Below are 15,397 nucleotides of genomic sequence, written 5' to 3' on the forward strand. Positions count from 1 at the left end.
ACGTCAGCTTTCACTGACATTGCCATCGATACCGAGTCGAATTTTCTCCTGAAGTTGATACGCCTGCTCTCATGGTTTCTCCGTGAATGGATGTGTTCCGTGATAAGGCGTTATGGTTAAAAAGTGTGCTTAAAGATGCTATTTCCCCAGTCTGAACACCGTGACTACGTGTGCGTCAGACGGTACCGATTGTTGGAAGGCGGCATTCCGTCTGCTAAGACGGTGCCCTTTCGCGCAGCGTCACTTGGTATCGCTACCGCTCTTACACAAGTGACGCTGCACATATCCCGCCGCCAAATGCTGCCCTTGCAGATGCCAAATGTTCCAATTGGCATAGCAACGTGCCGCAAATGTTACCGGGATAAGCTGGACGTAAATCCATAGAAAACAGCTTTAAGGATGTCGGGCAGACGTTGTTGCCCTGCGTTGAAGTGTACCTTTATCACGTTTGCGATCGCCGTTTTCAAAGGTTAAACGGCGTTATCGCCCGAAGGCTTCGTCTCTCAGATTACGACGATTTTGGCTGCGACCACCCGGAGGCATCAGTCTCAGGCCGCGCTTCTCTCCCTATGATATTGGCTTGCGATCACCCGAAGGCGCTTCTCTCAAATCGCTGGCGCAGTTCCGATTGCGTTGAAGCATTGGCTGTTGTCGGAGACAACGGTGTAACACCCGGAGAATAAATCTTTCGATGAGATCTTTCAATATATTGCTTTAATTTTCAGCATCTATTAATCTCGATTTATAGCGACATTGATAGGGACATATTAATGGAGGGTGTAATAAAATGGTTCAGTGAAGAGAAAGGGTACGGATTCATCACTGACAAGAATAACAAAGACTATTACTTTCATGTCAGTGATATAAACGGCGCCTTGCTTCCTGAAAAAGGAAATAATGTTAGCTTTGATATTGAAATATCACTAAAAGGCGAGCGAGCAAGGAAGGTAATCATTACCCAAAAGGCTAAGAATACATCATCTGATGATAGATTAGATTTTTGTCGCTGTTGTAATAAAAAAGTTTTCCCACGGATGATTACTTACCAGGGGGAACCACAAAAAACAGTATATCCATATTGTGCGGGAACAATAAAAGTTTTTAAAAAAAGCAGCATCTTTGATTTATTCATAGAGTTGTTCGATTTTATCCTTTCTACTATTGCTATGTTATTTGAAGTCATTGCATGGATTTTCAATTTATTTATAGACAAGAAAAAATAATGGATAATAAACGAATGAAATACAATAATAAAACATCACACCAATCAGATACCTGGTCTGTACTTTTCAATGGGCTAACCGAAGCCATAAAGATGGTCCTTTCGATTATTGTTGCTGTCGCCGGAAGCAAAGCTGTTACTTCAACCGATGACGAAGAACTGCATGCAGGTTACAGAAATGGACATAGTGGCTACGGTAACTATGGTGAAAACAACCAACGAATCTATTCTGATGACGATTTATAGAAGCAGGCAACAAGATTTCTTTTCCGTTGCCTGCTTTTTGGGGTTATTTTTTCGCTTTGGAAGCCCCTTTTGTAGCTACAGTTTTAACGACCTCACCAGCCACACCGGGTCCCTTAGCTCCCGCTTGCTGCGATCCTTGACTAGCTTTATCGACTGCTGAAGACAACGCCTGTCCTATATTCACACCACTCCAACTCACAGCACCAAACCAGAACATCGGTAGTACCACATACATAGCTCCCAGCACCAGATTCATAATCCACCCATCCGAGCCGATGCTGGCAATCCAGTTATTGAAGTTGTTGGTATACCCCTTATAGCTAGCGTACAGCAACTGGATAAGCTTATCGTCCAACCAGCCACCCAGTTCCCACCAGAACGGAACAAAAATTATCGCAAACATCGCAAAAGTAATAGTGACTACTACCTTTGGATCATACGCGCCAAACAACATTACCAGCGGAATGCATATCACTATAGCCATCAGTAAAATAGCATGAACCATCGGCAACGCCTGTCGAAGTGCATCAAACGCCGGTAACTGCGTCGCTTGCGCACTAAAAGCACCCAGGCCGCTTAGGAATTCTTTAATACCGGTGTCAATACCCGTTCCATGTCCTTGTTGATTCCCTATCATATAAGTATCACCACTTCCGGACATATGTGTATTCTGTGGACTTACCAACCAGCGAAGAAGGCTTTCCTCCCAATTATTCGGAGATTTCGCCTTCATCATATTGACTGTACGTTTATCAAAACTGTCCAATAAACGACTTTTCAGCCCCTTCCCTGATGCGCTCCACCAGTCTTTGCACGTCGGATACCCCCCTCGGCCAACATCAGGGTAACCACTGTCACGCCCTTCATTATAAGGCCATTCAGATAATGGTACTGTTGACGTGTAATAGTCGTAATATCCTCCAGTATTAAGAAAATAACTCGATCCAATCCAACCAACCGAATCAACTGTTACCGCTGTCAGTTTTGGATTACTGTTTTTGAGTTTGTAATATGCTTTTGCATAACACTGTCTGGCAAAATCCTGAACTTCCTGCCTGATTACAGGATCAATTAATTTCGTATGCTGCACTTCAAAACGCAGTGTCCGGAAGTCATTGCCACAGGGAATAGAGGCTATCGCGGCGTGTGTAATCCCTTTCGATAGCGAATGTACCAGATACCACCATGCCGGGATTTTCGCAGTCTGGCCGTTAAGCTCAGCAATTAATGGCCCATAGCCGGACTCATCCGGTTTAGGCACGTTCACGCCGCACTGTGAAGAACGGGTGCGATCAAACTTCATCGTCGAGATATCAACGTCCTGTATCGGCATCGCACAAAACATGATCACCACAAAGGCGACATAAATGACATGCTCCATACGCGGTAATGCCAGCGCCCCTTTGTTACCTTCGTCGTCCCCCTCTTCCCTAACCTTCAGCCAGACGCCCGCTATTTTGAATGCCAGCGGGATGGCAAAAATCCCTGTGGTGGTAATAATCGTCCACAACGCGTTGTTGATCAGCCAGCCCATCAGAACCAGCACCATTTCAAGGTAGCTATCAGCTGTCATTACATCCCCCAACGCGAGCAGGTGATTTCAATCATCACAAACAGGCACATTGTCATGATTTCGAGCCGGTATACCTGAAAGCGCCGGGTACAGTGACTCAGCAGATAGCTCCGGACACGGTGCAGCCAGAAAAACGCGATAACCGTATACAGCGCCAGCCTCCAGAGCAGGAGCGGCGTTTTTATCTGGCGTAGCCACGCGCGGAGTTCTGCCTCACTGCCGACAAAATGCAGAATGATGAAACTTAAGCCTCTCAGTGCCAGAATGGCAGTAACGCAGAGCAGCATAATCCGCACGATTCGCAGCCAGAGTGGTTTACGAATGATGTCCATATCATTCCTCCACCTTTTCATTAAGGTTCTGCATTGCATCATCATTCTGATGTGTCGACTGGCGTAACCCATTGTCCGCCTCGCGACTTTCCTGGCGGCTTAGGGCAACAAGCAATGTGTTATTGCTGATGGCTTTTCGTATCTCCATCTCATTCTTCAGCGCCTGAACTTCGCGATCCAGAAACTCAAGGCGACGATCAGACTCGGTGAGTGCCATTGTTTGATCCGCCGCGTTTGGTTCAGCCTGGCCTGCCATCAACATACGGCGCATTCCCAGAGCAGTAGAAATCGTATCGGCCATAGCCAGTTCGCTGGCAAGTCGTTGTACTAATGCAGCGTTATCCGGGTCATCTTTCAGTGCCTGAATCACACCTCGGGTAACTGTTAAATCGCCTGATTTAAGTTTTGCCAGGTTGGAGGTATTTGGAGCCAAGTTCCCGTTTACCAGCTTCGCTAGCGTTTCCGTATTTTCTTTTGTGGTTTCCTCCAGCATCGGAGAAAAACCAACGCCAGCAGTTGATGCTCCCGCTTCGTTTTCTACACCACCACTACTGCACTCACTGGCTTCTGTACATGTTCGAATAGCCCGGTCACCCAGCACTTTCACGACTGCTTCTGCCGCCTCCTCACTGGTTTTATATTTTTTGCACAGAGATCCATTACAAGCAGATCCACTTACCCCCCCACTATTGGTTACTGGTTGCTTATTTAGAATATTGAATCCAGCTTTTGCCATGTCATGCGTCGGCCTTATCGCTTTTTGCCCACTGCCACCACGTTTCTGCCCCCCGATCCATTTCACACCTTCTTTACCAGTAGTGGTTTTTAATTGATTATCAGCCGCTACCGCGTCCGGAGTTATAGAGACTATTTTTTTGAATTCTTCACCAATAGACGCCTGTGTCCATTTGCTTGAGTAAGCAAAGTCAGTCATTTTTGTTGCCATGTTTTGGCAATTCAACTGTGCTTTATCGAAAGCAACGGTTGCCTGTAAAATACCATTGGACAGTAATTCATATAAACCTGGATTCGCTCTTTGTAAAACCATTGCGGGCAAACTAGCAACAGCTCCGGTAGCACCTGTAATTACCGTTCCCATCATATCTTTGAAGCCATTCGTCACACCATTCAGCTGATTTTTAACTGTGGTCGTTACATCAAAATTACCGCACATAAAGTCGCTGTCCCAGTTGATGCCCATACTGATTTTTTCCATATTGTTATTGCTGGGCGGCTGCGATATTACCGTCCCGCCACCAATTGTATAAAATAAATTATCATTAACTGCTCCTTTTATTCCCTTACTGTTATCTTGATTAATAAATTCATTGTCCAGATCAAATACAGCCTGTACTGGAGTACTCAGGGTAATATTTGCCAATAAAATACCGCTCAAAATAAAATGTTTGTTCATAATAACTTTCCTTGTAATTAAATAGCTGCGCCGGTGCTGTAGAGAAAGGTTTGCCCCATTTGCTTACAACAGCTGTAGGGTTGCCATAGCGCCCAAGCATAATTACCGTCCAGTGAAAGTGGATTTATATTGGTAATCTCTGTGATGTCAGGAAATACGGCGCAGGTCATAGATGGCATCGGAGTCAAACGCTGCCATTTGTGGTTACGCATCCCCGTATTCTCCAGGACCGGAAATGGAGGCCAGTAACCCGGTTTAGGCATATCCACCATTGGTTGATATACATGCAACTGACCAACACGGGTAATAATATCTGCCGCCCGCTGTGCTACGACCGCAGCAGCTTTATAGTCATTTGTCTGTGTCACAAACCCACTACGCGGATAAACATTCCCCCACATGCTCCCGGCAACGGTTGAGCCTATTTCACGCAATCCCGGTGTAATAGCTTCCGGGAAAAATGATTCTGGAAGCCCGGACCGCCATACCACAGCATCCAGAGTACTCAGGAGGTACGGCATCATCGGTGTGGCAGAACTTGCGCAGGTGTACCCCATTTGCCCCGTGAAGTTATTAAATGCTGGAGATGCTAACGCAGGATGGCCGATCGCATCGGCATTCTTGAAATGCAAGTTGTCTTTGCGTCTGGAGCGTTTTTGTTCATTCGCACCACCGCCGTCGGCAATGCCAGGAAGCACTGGTCCCATAAATGCAACTTCTACCCAGGGATTTCCACCGGCCTCGTTGTAGCTGGAAACTACCGCATTAGGAATAAAGTGATGCACTTTTACCGATGTTTTTACCGTACAGCCTACGGGAGTACAGAATAACCAATAGCAAATGCCAACGACTTTATACTCCATACATTGAGGTGATAGTGCACTGGCGATGATTTGCGCAGAGGTGATTGCAGAAGTCACAGCTCCAACAGTAAAAGGTTGTGTTGCCCATCCGACAATCAGTGCAAGAGCCAGCCGGTTTTGACGAATTCGAGTTAAACTCATTGTGCCTCCCTGAATTTAGTAAGGCTTGCCTGAGCTACCGCCACATCTGCCGTTCCATAAACTACATAGCTGTTGTCAAATACCACGGCAGGGTATTTCTCCAGTTTCAGACTGTACCCCTGTAAAACACCCTGATATGCCTGTGTTATTTGCTGTTGTTTTTGCTGCCAGTCTGGTGAATGGATGATGGTTTTTGCAATCTGTTCTGCCTGCACTGGATCAGCAAGCAACTCACCAAACACCTGGCGCTGAACGGTATCCGGCGCATCCAGGTAAACCACCTGGTCGCTGGTTGCGTTCGATGGGGGATGATGGCTGTCGGTGTAGACAACGGTTGCTGCCGATGCCTGAGCAGCAACGGCCAGCATCAAGATCAGTAAATTGTAAGGTCTCATGGTGCACTCCTGTGAGGGGAAAGTCACAGGATGTATAGAATTGATATTGAGCACAGCAAACAACTAGAAATAAAAAACAAAAAGTTTTATTCTATGTAAGTCATTATTTTTGTTGATAGTTAACACTTTGTAAGGACAATTTTTTGAGCGGCGAACAAAAAAAGAAAGTTGGATTAATGCTTGGGAACGGATTCACAATTGATCTGCTTAGTAAAATGGGCAAGCTTGATACAATTGATCCATCAGATCTATTCAAATATGGGGATATGGTTAAGTGGCCAGCAACTGGCGAACCTGGTTTTCTTTCAGCTCGGTATTGCCCAAATTTGTGGCGACTAGGGGCAAGACCGGGATTAAACCGAACTGCATCATATCAAATCATAGAAGAGTTAATTACAGTAATAAATTTATACGCAACACTACCACCTGAAACTATAAAGAAGAAAAACCAAGCTAGTCACACACCGCTTTCAAATATCTACATTTATGCCTATCAAGAATTAGTTTCATATTTGAGGGAACTTTTCATTGATTACAATGAAAAGGTTTCTGATACTGATCTACGTAATCTCGAAAGCGGTTGGAGAGATTACCTAATGAAATTGGATAAAAATGACAATATAGAGAGGGTAGATATCATAACCTATAATTATGATATCTATCTCGAGCGTTTGCTTGACTTACTTAACATCAAGTTTGACATCCCTAATATATCAGATGGAAATGCCAAGTTTAAAATATACAAACCACATGGCTCCATAAGCTTTTTATATGACGGCTATATGTCAAAGGACAACTACAATATTCAAAAAGAGTTGTCTTTAAATAATGGAGACATATCGAAATTCGAATGTCGGCATAAAGATTTGAGCTTATACATGCCCCTCATTCCTATAATACCGCCAGCAGGAGAAGCGCATCGATATGCCCAAAACTGGGCAAATTCTATCAAAGAGTCTATAGAATCAACAATGGAGTCATATAACCCAAACGATGATTTCTTTATTTGTGGCATCTCATACTGGCATGTTGATCGGGCAGAGATTGATGCAATAATCCGTAAAATCAATAGTGATGTTAATGTTAGGATGATCAACCCAGGAAACGTTGATGGCTTAAGTGCTATACTTGGAATGGTATTTAATAGTTATGTTCATCATTCATCATCTGAAGTTCTAAAGGAGCTTGCCTAATGGAAATTTTAAAGCGTGATTCAAACAGCATTAATATTGCCTCCTTTTGGGAGGGTTTTTCATTAGGTAAATTTAATTTCGACCCTCCTTATCAAAGGGATAGCGTGTGGGATGAAGAAAAACAATCTTTCTTTATAGATAGCATTTTACGTAATTATCCAATTCCACCTATATTTCTTCACCAAAAAATTGATGATGACACAGGAAAAATCACGTTTGAAGTTGTTGATGGGAAACAACGGCTTACAGCTATTGTCAATTTTATCAATGGCCGAATAACATCGGCAAGTGAAGAAGAAGATGATGAGTTGACAGGAGTATTTTTTTCCGACTTATCAACATCTAAATACGCAGAAGTTAAAAAATTATTCTGGCGATATCAGATGCCAATAGAGTACATCGATACTGAAGACGAAAGAGTAATTGATAGCATCTTTGACAGACTGAATAGAAATGGTGAGCGACTTAACGGACAAGAGTTAAGGAATGCGAAATACCACGACACTGATTTTTACAAGAAAATCGTTGAATACTCACAGCTTACATACTGGCAAAAACTGCTTGAACATGTTGATAAAAAGAGAATGGAAGACAAAGAGTTTGTATCTGAGTTGATATTCACAATCCTTGAAAATGAAGTATTTGGCGCAACTCAAGATATAATTGATGGTCTTTATGAGAAGTATTGTACAAAAGACGGAAGTGAAACAAATGAGGCATTTAATCTATTTGAGAGGACTACTGATTATCTAGTTGCTATGGATATTGATTTCAAAAACCATAAAGCAAGTGGTGTTAGCCATTTATATGGCTTCTTCAGTTATGCTCTTTATTGCAATACCAATAACATTCCAATAAAAGAAGCATCTAATAAATTATCTGCCTTCTTGGAAAGTCTTTGGGAAAAGGATATACAACAAAATGAAGAGTTAAGAAAAGAATATAGAAAAACTATGAGTTCGAGTACCAAAAGCAAAACTCAGCGCTCACGTAGAATTGAAGTCCTTTTGAATCTACTTCGCGATTAAAATTATTAAAAGCAGGAGTGAATGTTACTCCTGCTTTTCTCACATTATCTTTCATTTGTGTTTTTTGAAATATACAATAATGTTTGTACTAGATAAACCGCATCCACCGCATCAGGCACATTGATATACCAACGCACCCCGTGCTCATAATCGTCTATTGCAGGCCAGCGCAAACAGCCAGTAACAGTCAGCAGTAGGTTAATCATTCCTTTTTTACCCTCTACCTGAACGGCCAAGCAGTTATGCCCAGCCACGCGATGAGGTAAATAAGTAAATGTCGCCTCCTCTCCTACTCGTAGGCGGATCTGACCACATAACTCCATCAGTTGCGTATGATGACACTGGCTGATTCGCGGATTCCCCTGCGGTGGCGCATCAAACAACACGCTGGTAGTGGAAATATTACCGTCCACCACGTCCAGCACTGTGGATCTGAATCGCATCATGCTGCCTCCTTCGTGGTAATACCACGGGCGATATCCAGTTGCTGTGCAATACGCTTCGCCGCATCCAGCTCGCTGATACCGTATTCAACCATCAGCGCCCTACGTGCCGCCTTCTCATCTTTCTCTGTCATCCCCAGAGCCAGATACAGGCTTGGCGGTACAGCCCGGAACAGCGCCTCGATACGGCTTGCCAGTACCACGCCTTCAGTGTAGCAGCGCGGCGTTTTAGTTGCAGAAAGCAGCATCGCTTTTTGCTCTGCGGTGAGCTTTTTAAAACGAGCGATCTCTTCCACCTCTTCCGGGGGCATCACCAGACACAGCCACCACTCAATCATATTGAGCATCTTCTTGGCCGTGGCCGGGAAGTCTTCCAGGTTCTGCGTTGCCAGCCATAACCACGCGCCGAGCTTACGCCACATCTTCACCACCTTAACCACATACGGGGCCAGCAGCGGGTTCGTGGTGATCATATGCGCCTCATCGGTAGGGAAGACGATTTCCCTGTCCAGAAACTGGTCACGTTCGGCGATGTTATTGATGGTGTTAACCAGGGATGTATAAGCCACCGCCAGTGGTGCTTCATAGCCTTCACGCGCCAGCGTACCCAGGTCAATCAACGTAACATCCGCTTCCGGCCAGTTCTGTCCCGGTCGGTTAAATAGCTCGCCCAGGAAGCCCTGCATAAATACACCCAATGATTCGCCCATATTCTGCGCCCGGGCACGGCGAACTTCAGGACGTGATTCATCCTTCGCGAAGGCGTAAAACGCATCCTGAAGGTCGGCGGTGATCATCTGCCTGTCTTCATTCCAGGCTTTGCGCGCACCGGCCAGAATCGCCTCTCGCATCATGCCCCGGTCGGCGCGTTCCAGTCGCGCCTCTTCTTTCGCCTCCCCACCTGTGACCATCAGACGGGCCACAATCTCCAGCTCGCCCAGAATATCGCGCTCTTCTTCCGCATCGCCGTCATCCGTTTCCTCCACCTCAATGCGTTCACTCAGCTCGCTCTCGTCAACGTTTTTCACCGGCGCTTCAATTAGCTTGTACGCATCGGCGAACGGGGCCAGAGAGATACCGCAGCCCGGTTTGATGCTGATCTTATTCACCGATAACTCCAGCTCCGCGCAGTAGTCGGCAAACAGACCAAACGAGTTACCGGCTTCAGCAATAAACAGACGGGGCCGGTGAATCGCCATCAGTTGAGCAAAGAGGCTGTTAAGCGTCGCGGACTTACCGGAACCTGTCGGGCCAAACAAGACCAGATGCGCATTTTTGGAACGGTCGGAACTGTTAAGCGGATCGAAGGTCAGCGGCGCTCCGCCCCGGTTAAAGAAGGTGAAGCCCGGATGACCGGTGCCGGTGTCACGACCAAACACCGGCAGCATATTTGCCATATGCTGAACAAACGTCAGGCGAGTGTACCAATTCTTCTTGTCTAGCGTCGGGTTAAAGCACATCGGCAGCGCCCGGAGATAGCCATTCAGCGGCGCAACGTCATATTCTGGTTTCACCGGCTGCAAACCGGCGTTAAGGAGGATGGCCGTCAGGTCGCGCTGGCGGCTGTTCAGTGTTTTCAGAGATTCCCCGGAGAGAAAGAACGTCATACTGGCGCGATACAGTTTATGCCGTTCACCCAGATAACTTTTTGCCGTATCAGCATCGGCCCGGACGCGCTCGGACTCAGTGTTTTCACCAATCGCGTTTTTCGCCAGATGGTTGAAGCGTTCTTCCAGCACATCCTGCGGTTGAACGACCAGCGTCAGGGAAATCACCGTTCCTTCCGGCAGCAAGTCCATCAGCGCGTTGATGTTCTCCCCTTTGCGGGTTTCGCCGGTAAGGTGGCCGACCGAGGGCGCACGGCGGATGCGGTCAATTGTCACCGCTTTATGCGGTCGCTCATCAAACCACCACACACCATTCTCAACGTCAGAACGAGGCGGCGTAAACATCAGGGTTTCACTGAAATCATTAAGCACCGGCAACTCGCCGTTGCGGGTGTCAACATGCGCTGCTGTGCTGTACAGCGTCTCCTTATCCACCCAGTCAGGTTCGGGGTTAAACCAGCGCAACAGCCAGGCGTGGATCTGTTCACCATTCTGCCTGGCTGTCACTATCCCCGCCCCGGCCAGCGCCGAAGATAACCGCTCGCAGACCTGATTCAGTTGCTCTTGCGGGGAATATGGCTCAGCCACACCTGGATTTACATAGCGATAAATCACCATCCGGGTACGGCGCTGCTGACCACGCCACGGTGCGCCAGTGACGGCTTTGTCGATGAACAAACCTTTCGGCACGGCGATACCGCACATATGGCGTTCCATTTCATGCAGGTACGCGGCGGTGAATGCCGTTCCCTGCGCCCACGGTTTGACATAGCCGCGTAGTTTATCGATGTACTCCGTCACATCGGTTTCATCCTGACAGAAGAACTGGATGACCCACGGATGGCTGTCCCGCTCGTCAAAGCTGTCCTGAAGCGCATCTTCAACGATATCGCGGATCTCTTCCAGGCGTTCGCCGGTGCGCCCTTCGGTTCCCACCGGTACCACTTCAAATACGGCGCCCACCGAAACTCCGTCATCGAGCAGCACACTCTGGGTTTCCGGCAGGTATTCCACCCACGGCAGGAAATCGATAAACGAGGCGTTATTGGGATACAGCGAACGCACACAATCCTGCGTCAGTCTGCCACTCTTTTTTAGCTCCGGACCGGATGGTTCACCAGTAGCTGGCTGCGGCTGCTTTTTTTTCGTAAACAAACTGAACATCAAAGCGCCTCCAGCCGTTCACCCGGCAGTGCATACTGCACCCGGCTGTAGAAAGAGAAGACCGAGCTATAGCCCGGCACCGGCGCAGGCTCATTGCCTGCCATATGCGGGTAGATATAAATCACCATATCCGGGTTGGGCAGTCGCGGGAAAAGTTGCTGAATTTCATTTTGCGCATCGCGGGTATAGCTATCTTCCAGTGTCTGACGGTTCGCCATTTCCGCATCGGTCAGCCCCCGACGTAATATACTTCGGGCCTCCGTCGTGGTCCGGGCGCTGCTGGCTTTGTTCTGCCACAAATCCAGCATCGTGCCATCACCAGGTGGCAATATTTCATCTTTAGAGGTGCTGCAACCGACCAGTAATAACGCGGCCAACACAAGCAAGTATCCTTTCATGGTGTCTCCTTAATCCAGCTCGTGCGACCGGCTGACATCAAAATCGTATTTGACCTTGCGGCCCTTATCTTCGTAATCAATCGGGATCTGACGGGTGATATGCACGGCAACCTGTGCGCCAGGAGGCACGTAAATCGCATCAAACATCTGGCCATATCGCGCTTTCACCCATTCCGCCAGCTCGTTCGTACCACCTGATAACGCCTTACCCAGCGCAGCCTGTCCCGCACTGCCGGTAAGGGTACTTGTGATGGACGCCCCATCAGTGGTAGTCGTGGTCTGGCTTTCCGACATCGCATCAGAAGCGGCACTGGCAGCCGAAAGGGCAAATAACGTGGGAAGATAGGTTGAGGCGTTGCTTTTACGGTCGCCGGACAGACAGGGAATGCCGTGTTCATCGGACAGCCAGCCGATACTGCCACCATTCGATTTGCCGTTACTGCCGTCGCTGGATTTTGCCGACTGCGGCACCGTGCGTACCGTGCCGTCAGTGAAGACAAAGGTTATGGAGTGGACTTCACCACGTACACAGGACAACACCCAGTCGCCAGTGGCCGTACCGGACGCAATCGCGCCTTCTACGTCCGGCAGCTCAATGCCGTTAGCGGTCAGGTTCTCTTTACCGATAAGTACTTTGAAGGGATAGGGATCAGTGACTTTACCATCAATCGGCACTCGCCCCAGCAGGGCAGTCATCGCCTGACTGCCGACCAGCGTGGAATTTTCCGGCAGGGTATACACCGGCTGTTCGGTTTCCTCAATGGCCTGCTGGTTTTTAGCAACGCGATCCAGTTCGGCTTTCTGGCGAGTGATCTCGTTGTCATTTAGTCCACCGAACGCCGTAGGAAACTGGAATGTGCCAGTACCATTGGTTGCAGCAGCCGCGCCGGTGATCGGTTTACCGTTACGATCCAGTTGTACACCATCCTGCGGTTCAATCCAGACCGTGCCCTGCGCCACCATTTCGGCCTGCCCTGCATCTTCCAGCCCCAGCCCGACAGGTAAGTCACTGCCTGCGGAAATGTTGCTGCCCGTTCCCGGGCCGGGAACGGTATTTTTCAGTGATTCCAGCAGGCCAGCCAGCCGCTGCTGTTCAGCCTGAAGTTTTTGCTGCGCCTGGGTACTCTCCTGTTTGGCGGCATTCACTGCGTCATTGATGCGTCCGTCCACGTTGTTGCCCTTGTTTTGCAATCGGGCATTTTCTTCTGCCAGTGCCGCATTCTGTTTCTCCAGATTTTCCTGATTCGTCTGAATTGTTTTAATACGTCCAACCAGCGTACGTAGCGTATCCTGCGGCGTATCGCCCTCGATGCCGAGGATACGCAACTCTTCCTGAGTCAGGTCGGCTACGGTGGCGTTATCTGCTGAATCCTGAGAGTGTTTTGAACCACCGCAGGACTTCACGCCGATCATGACTGCCGACAGCAACACCACCGGCACGATGACCTTCAGCAGGGTATTCGATTTAATCTGCATCGCCCTTCCCTCCTTTACCTGCTTTCGCCTTCACTGGCTCAGGAAGAAACGCGGCATCAGGACGCCCTTTAGTCACCAGATACACCGTTGTGGTATCTTCCGGCGTTCCGCTTGCGCCCAGCCAGCGATGCTGGAACGTGGCGCTGTAGAAATTTCCCTGAAGACGACGTGGATCGAGAACAACTTTCTCCTGGCGTTGATTACGCAGGGTCAATGCCACCACGCTGTAGCCCTGCAATGCCCATGCAGCCAGCGGTTTTACCTCAACGGACTCTGATGGAAGTAATGACGTCAGCTTCTCCGGTAGCGCCAGCGAAATGGAATGCACACCGGGCAGCGGCTCAATCGTCCGTGATGGTGCGTAGAGACTTTGCGCGGCATAGCGGGTTAAGGCCACCGGCAGCGGCGTGGTGGATTTTTTCTCTTTCGGTTTCGATGCGGACTGTCGTTCGTCGGTGGTAGCGGTTTTATTGTCTGCCACTGCAACATCACCGTTTCCTGTCGAACTGGAGACGTCCCCCTGATAGACCAGGCTTACCGGCTCCAGTACGCTTTTCCCGTCTTCGGCACTGATATCCAGCAGGATCATCTCACCGTTTTCCACATCCTGAAGCACCAGACGCGTACGGGCAAAGTGCGCACCCGGTTGCAGGTATACCGCGCCACCTGTACTTTGAACGCGCAATTTTCCTTTCAGCTCAGGTGGAAATCCCACGCGCACATTGCGGTTCACAAACACAATACGCTCCTGACCAACATGCAGGGCCACTGGCAGCGGAATACGTTCCCACTTCACCAATTCAACCGCCTGTACTGGTAATGTGGCAAGGCAAACCAGTGACAGCAAAAATCGTCGTAATCTCATCAGTTAAACACTCCCTTTTTCTCTTCCTTAACCACTGGGGCCGCTTCCAGACGCTGCGGCGCTTCCGAGAGACAATCCAGCGCCAGACCAAACGGGTTGGCTTCCGGATTTTTATCCCAGCGCACCACCTTCAGCGGATAGCGCACCAGCGAGCGTTTAACCGGCTCGGAGTTAACATATTCATCGGTGACTAAATCCAGACGAACCTGCCAGTTATCGCGGTCAATAATGGTGACACTGTCATCCCGGTAGCCTCGTTCAGGGATCTCCGACACGCCGCGCACGCGATCCCGCGATTCACCCAGGTCCTTACGCTGCTTAGCATCCTTACGCAGCAGTTCTTCACAGGTGGGTGTCAGGTAGGCCGATAATGTGGTGATGCGGTACGGATAATCGGTATCACCATCCTTCGGCCAGCTGTTCAGTTGCTGGAAAATATAAAAGCTGAAGGCATACACCGTTGAGGGCGGGATTTCCCACCACGGACGGGAGCTGCCGGAACGGAGATCGGGAGGATTATGAATGGTCAGATTGCGCGGAGACATCATCCAGCCAAGCATGGACAACACTAACAGTACCAGCATAACCCCACATGCTGCACGGAGCGTCCGGATATGGTTATCGCGAGCATTCAGGGCATTTTTAAACTTACTCATGTGTAGCCTCCTGACGGCGAACTACAGGACTCAGGCGGCGTAACGCCAGTACCTGACTGTTTAGAATCAGCCCTTTTGTTCCCAGACCAAACTGAGTAAACAGCAGATCCAGCCTGCGATAGAGATAGTTTTCCGGTTTGCCCCGTTTGAAGCGCGCCATTAATCGGCCACCAAAAATAACCGTGACCAACGGCATCAGCAGTGCCACTGTCGGAAAGGCTATCCAGCCGAGAAAGGGTAGAACCGGTATGGCGACCACGAGGCCGCCCAAGACGCTGAACAGCGCAGTAAATCCCAGTTCCGGCGTGGTGAATCCACGAAATACCACCGGCTCAGCATTAAGCCGGTCAGGCATAAATTCGATAGTCGCCATACACTATC

Annotated in this window: 16 protein-coding genes; 4 read left to right on the plus strand and 12 right to left on the minus strand. The window is 48.6% G+C overall.

Annotated elements, in window-relative coordinates:
- Window positions 1–770: 770 nt before the first annotated feature.
- Together AACS80_RS20375 and AACS80_RS20380 are read left to right on the plus strand one after the other, a co-directional pair.
- A complete protein-coding gene (locus AACS80_RS20375) occupies window positions 771–1,223 on the plus strand; it encodes a cold shock domain-containing protein (protein ID WP_138183958.1) in 453 nt (150 codons plus the stop codon).
- Window positions 1,223–1,468: a hypothetical protein gene (locus AACS80_RS20380; RefSeq protein ID WP_135410399.1), complete on the plus strand. Its 246-nt coding sequence runs from the start codon at window positions 1,223–1,225 to the stop codon at window positions 1,466–1,468. Before AACS80_RS20375 ends, AACS80_RS20380 begins: the two co-directional genes overlap by 1 nt.
- Before the next feature lie 43 nt (window positions 1,469–1,511).
- Here the strand turns inward: AACS80_RS20380 and AACS80_RS20385 are convergent, their stop codons facing one another.
- Genes AACS80_RS20385 through AACS80_RS20405 form a run of 5 tightly spaced genes read right to left on the minus strand, consistent with a single transcriptional unit; the run spans window position 1,512 to window position 6,186 of the window.
- The gene (locus AACS80_RS20385; RefSeq protein WP_135410400.1) at window positions 1,512–3,041 is read right to left on the minus strand and encodes a conjugal transfer protein TraG N-terminal domain-containing protein; all 1,530 of its coding nucleotides are present in this window, start codon (window positions 3,039–3,041) and stop codon (window positions 1,512–1,514) included.
- Window positions 3,041–3,373: a hypothetical protein gene (locus AACS80_RS20390; protein WP_135410401.1), complete on the minus strand. Its 333-nt coding sequence runs from the start codon at window positions 3,371–3,373 to the stop codon at window positions 3,041–3,043. Before AACS80_RS20390 ends, AACS80_RS20385 begins: the two co-directional genes overlap by 1 nt.
- 1 nt (window position 3,374) lies before the next feature.
- Window positions 3,375–4,787, minus strand: coding sequence for an integrating conjugative element protein (locus AACS80_RS20395; RefSeq protein WP_138183959.1), 1,413 nt, complete (start codon window positions 4,785–4,787; stop codon window positions 3,375–3,377).
- A 17-nt stretch (window positions 4,788–4,804) separates the two neighbouring features.
- Complete coding sequence (locus AACS80_RS20400) at window positions 4,805–5,791, minus strand: TIGR03756 family integrating conjugative element protein (RefSeq protein ID WP_135410402.1); 987 nt, start codon at window positions 5,789–5,791, stop codon at window positions 4,805–4,807.
- A complete protein-coding gene (locus AACS80_RS20405) occupies window positions 5,788–6,186 on the minus strand; it encodes a TIGR03757 family integrating conjugative element protein (RefSeq protein WP_135410403.1) in 399 nt (132 codons plus the stop codon). Before AACS80_RS20405 ends, AACS80_RS20400 begins: the two co-directional genes overlap by 4 nt.
- 143 nt (window positions 6,187–6,329) lie before the next feature.
- Between AACS80_RS20405 and AACS80_RS20410 the strand changes: the two genes are divergently transcribed.
- Together AACS80_RS20410 and AACS80_RS20415 are read left to right on the plus strand one after the other, a co-directional pair.
- Window positions 6,330–7,379: a hypothetical protein gene (locus tag AACS80_RS20410; protein ID WP_240730960.1), complete on the plus strand. Its 1,050-nt coding sequence runs from the start codon at window positions 6,330–6,332 to the stop codon at window positions 7,377–7,379.
- Window positions 7,379–8,407 (plus strand): DUF262 domain-containing protein, encoded by a 1,029-nt coding sequence (locus tag AACS80_RS20415; protein WP_087901625.1) that lies wholly within the window; start codon window positions 7,379–7,381, stop codon window positions 8,405–8,407. The genes AACS80_RS20410 and AACS80_RS20415 overlap by 1 nt, the downstream gene beginning before the upstream one ends.
- Before the next feature lie 44 nt (window positions 8,408–8,451).
- Here the strand turns inward: AACS80_RS20415 and AACS80_RS20420 are convergent, their stop codons facing one another.
- From AACS80_RS20420 to AACS80_RS20450, 7 genes are read right to left on the minus strand one after another with little or no spacing between them, the layout of a single operon-like run.
- Window positions 8,452–8,853 carry a hypothetical protein gene (locus AACS80_RS20420; RefSeq protein ID WP_135410404.1) on the minus strand — a complete coding sequence of 134 codons (402 nt, stop codon included), beginning with the start codon at window positions 8,851–8,853 and terminating at the stop codon, window positions 8,452–8,454.
- Window positions 8,850–11,624 carry a conjugative transfer ATPase gene (locus tag AACS80_RS20425; protein ID WP_171021449.1) on the minus strand — a complete coding sequence of 925 codons (2,775 nt, stop codon included), beginning with the start codon at window positions 11,622–11,624 and terminating at the stop codon, window positions 8,850–8,852. Before AACS80_RS20425 ends, AACS80_RS20420 begins: the two co-directional genes overlap by 4 nt.
- On the minus strand, window positions 11,621–12,019 hold the full coding sequence (locus AACS80_RS20430) for a TIGR03751 family conjugal transfer lipoprotein (RefSeq protein WP_135410405.1): 399 nt from the start codon (window positions 12,017–12,019) through the stop codon (window positions 11,621–11,623). Before AACS80_RS20430 ends, AACS80_RS20425 begins: the two co-directional genes overlap by 4 nt.
- A gap of 9 nt (window positions 12,020–12,028) precedes the next feature.
- Window positions 12,029–13,495, minus strand: coding sequence for a TIGR03752 family integrating conjugative element protein (locus AACS80_RS20435; RefSeq protein ID WP_135410406.1), 1,467 nt, complete (start codon window positions 13,493–13,495; stop codon window positions 12,029–12,031).
- On the minus strand, window positions 13,485–14,360 hold the full coding sequence (locus tag AACS80_RS20440) for a TIGR03749 family integrating conjugative element protein (protein ID WP_135410407.1): 876 nt from the start codon (window positions 14,358–14,360) through the stop codon (window positions 13,485–13,487). The genes AACS80_RS20435 and AACS80_RS20440 overlap by 11 nt, the downstream gene beginning before the upstream one ends.
- On the minus strand, window positions 14,360–15,016 hold the full coding sequence (locus AACS80_RS20445; protein ID WP_135410408.1) for a PFL_4703 family integrating conjugative element protein: 657 nt from the start codon (window positions 15,014–15,016) through the stop codon (window positions 14,360–14,362). Before AACS80_RS20445 ends, AACS80_RS20440 begins: the two co-directional genes overlap by 1 nt.
- On the minus strand, window positions 15,009–15,389 hold the full coding sequence (locus AACS80_RS20450; RefSeq protein WP_135410409.1) for a TIGR03750 family conjugal transfer protein: 381 nt from the start codon (window positions 15,387–15,389) through the stop codon (window positions 15,009–15,011). Before AACS80_RS20450 ends, AACS80_RS20445 begins: the two co-directional genes overlap by 8 nt.
- Window positions 15,390–15,397: the final 8 nt, after the last annotated feature.

It is taken from the genome of Escherichia sp. E4385 (genome assembly GCF_963883145.1).
Lineage (GTDB): Bacteria > Pseudomonadota > Gammaproteobacteria > Enterobacterales > Enterobacteriaceae > Escherichia.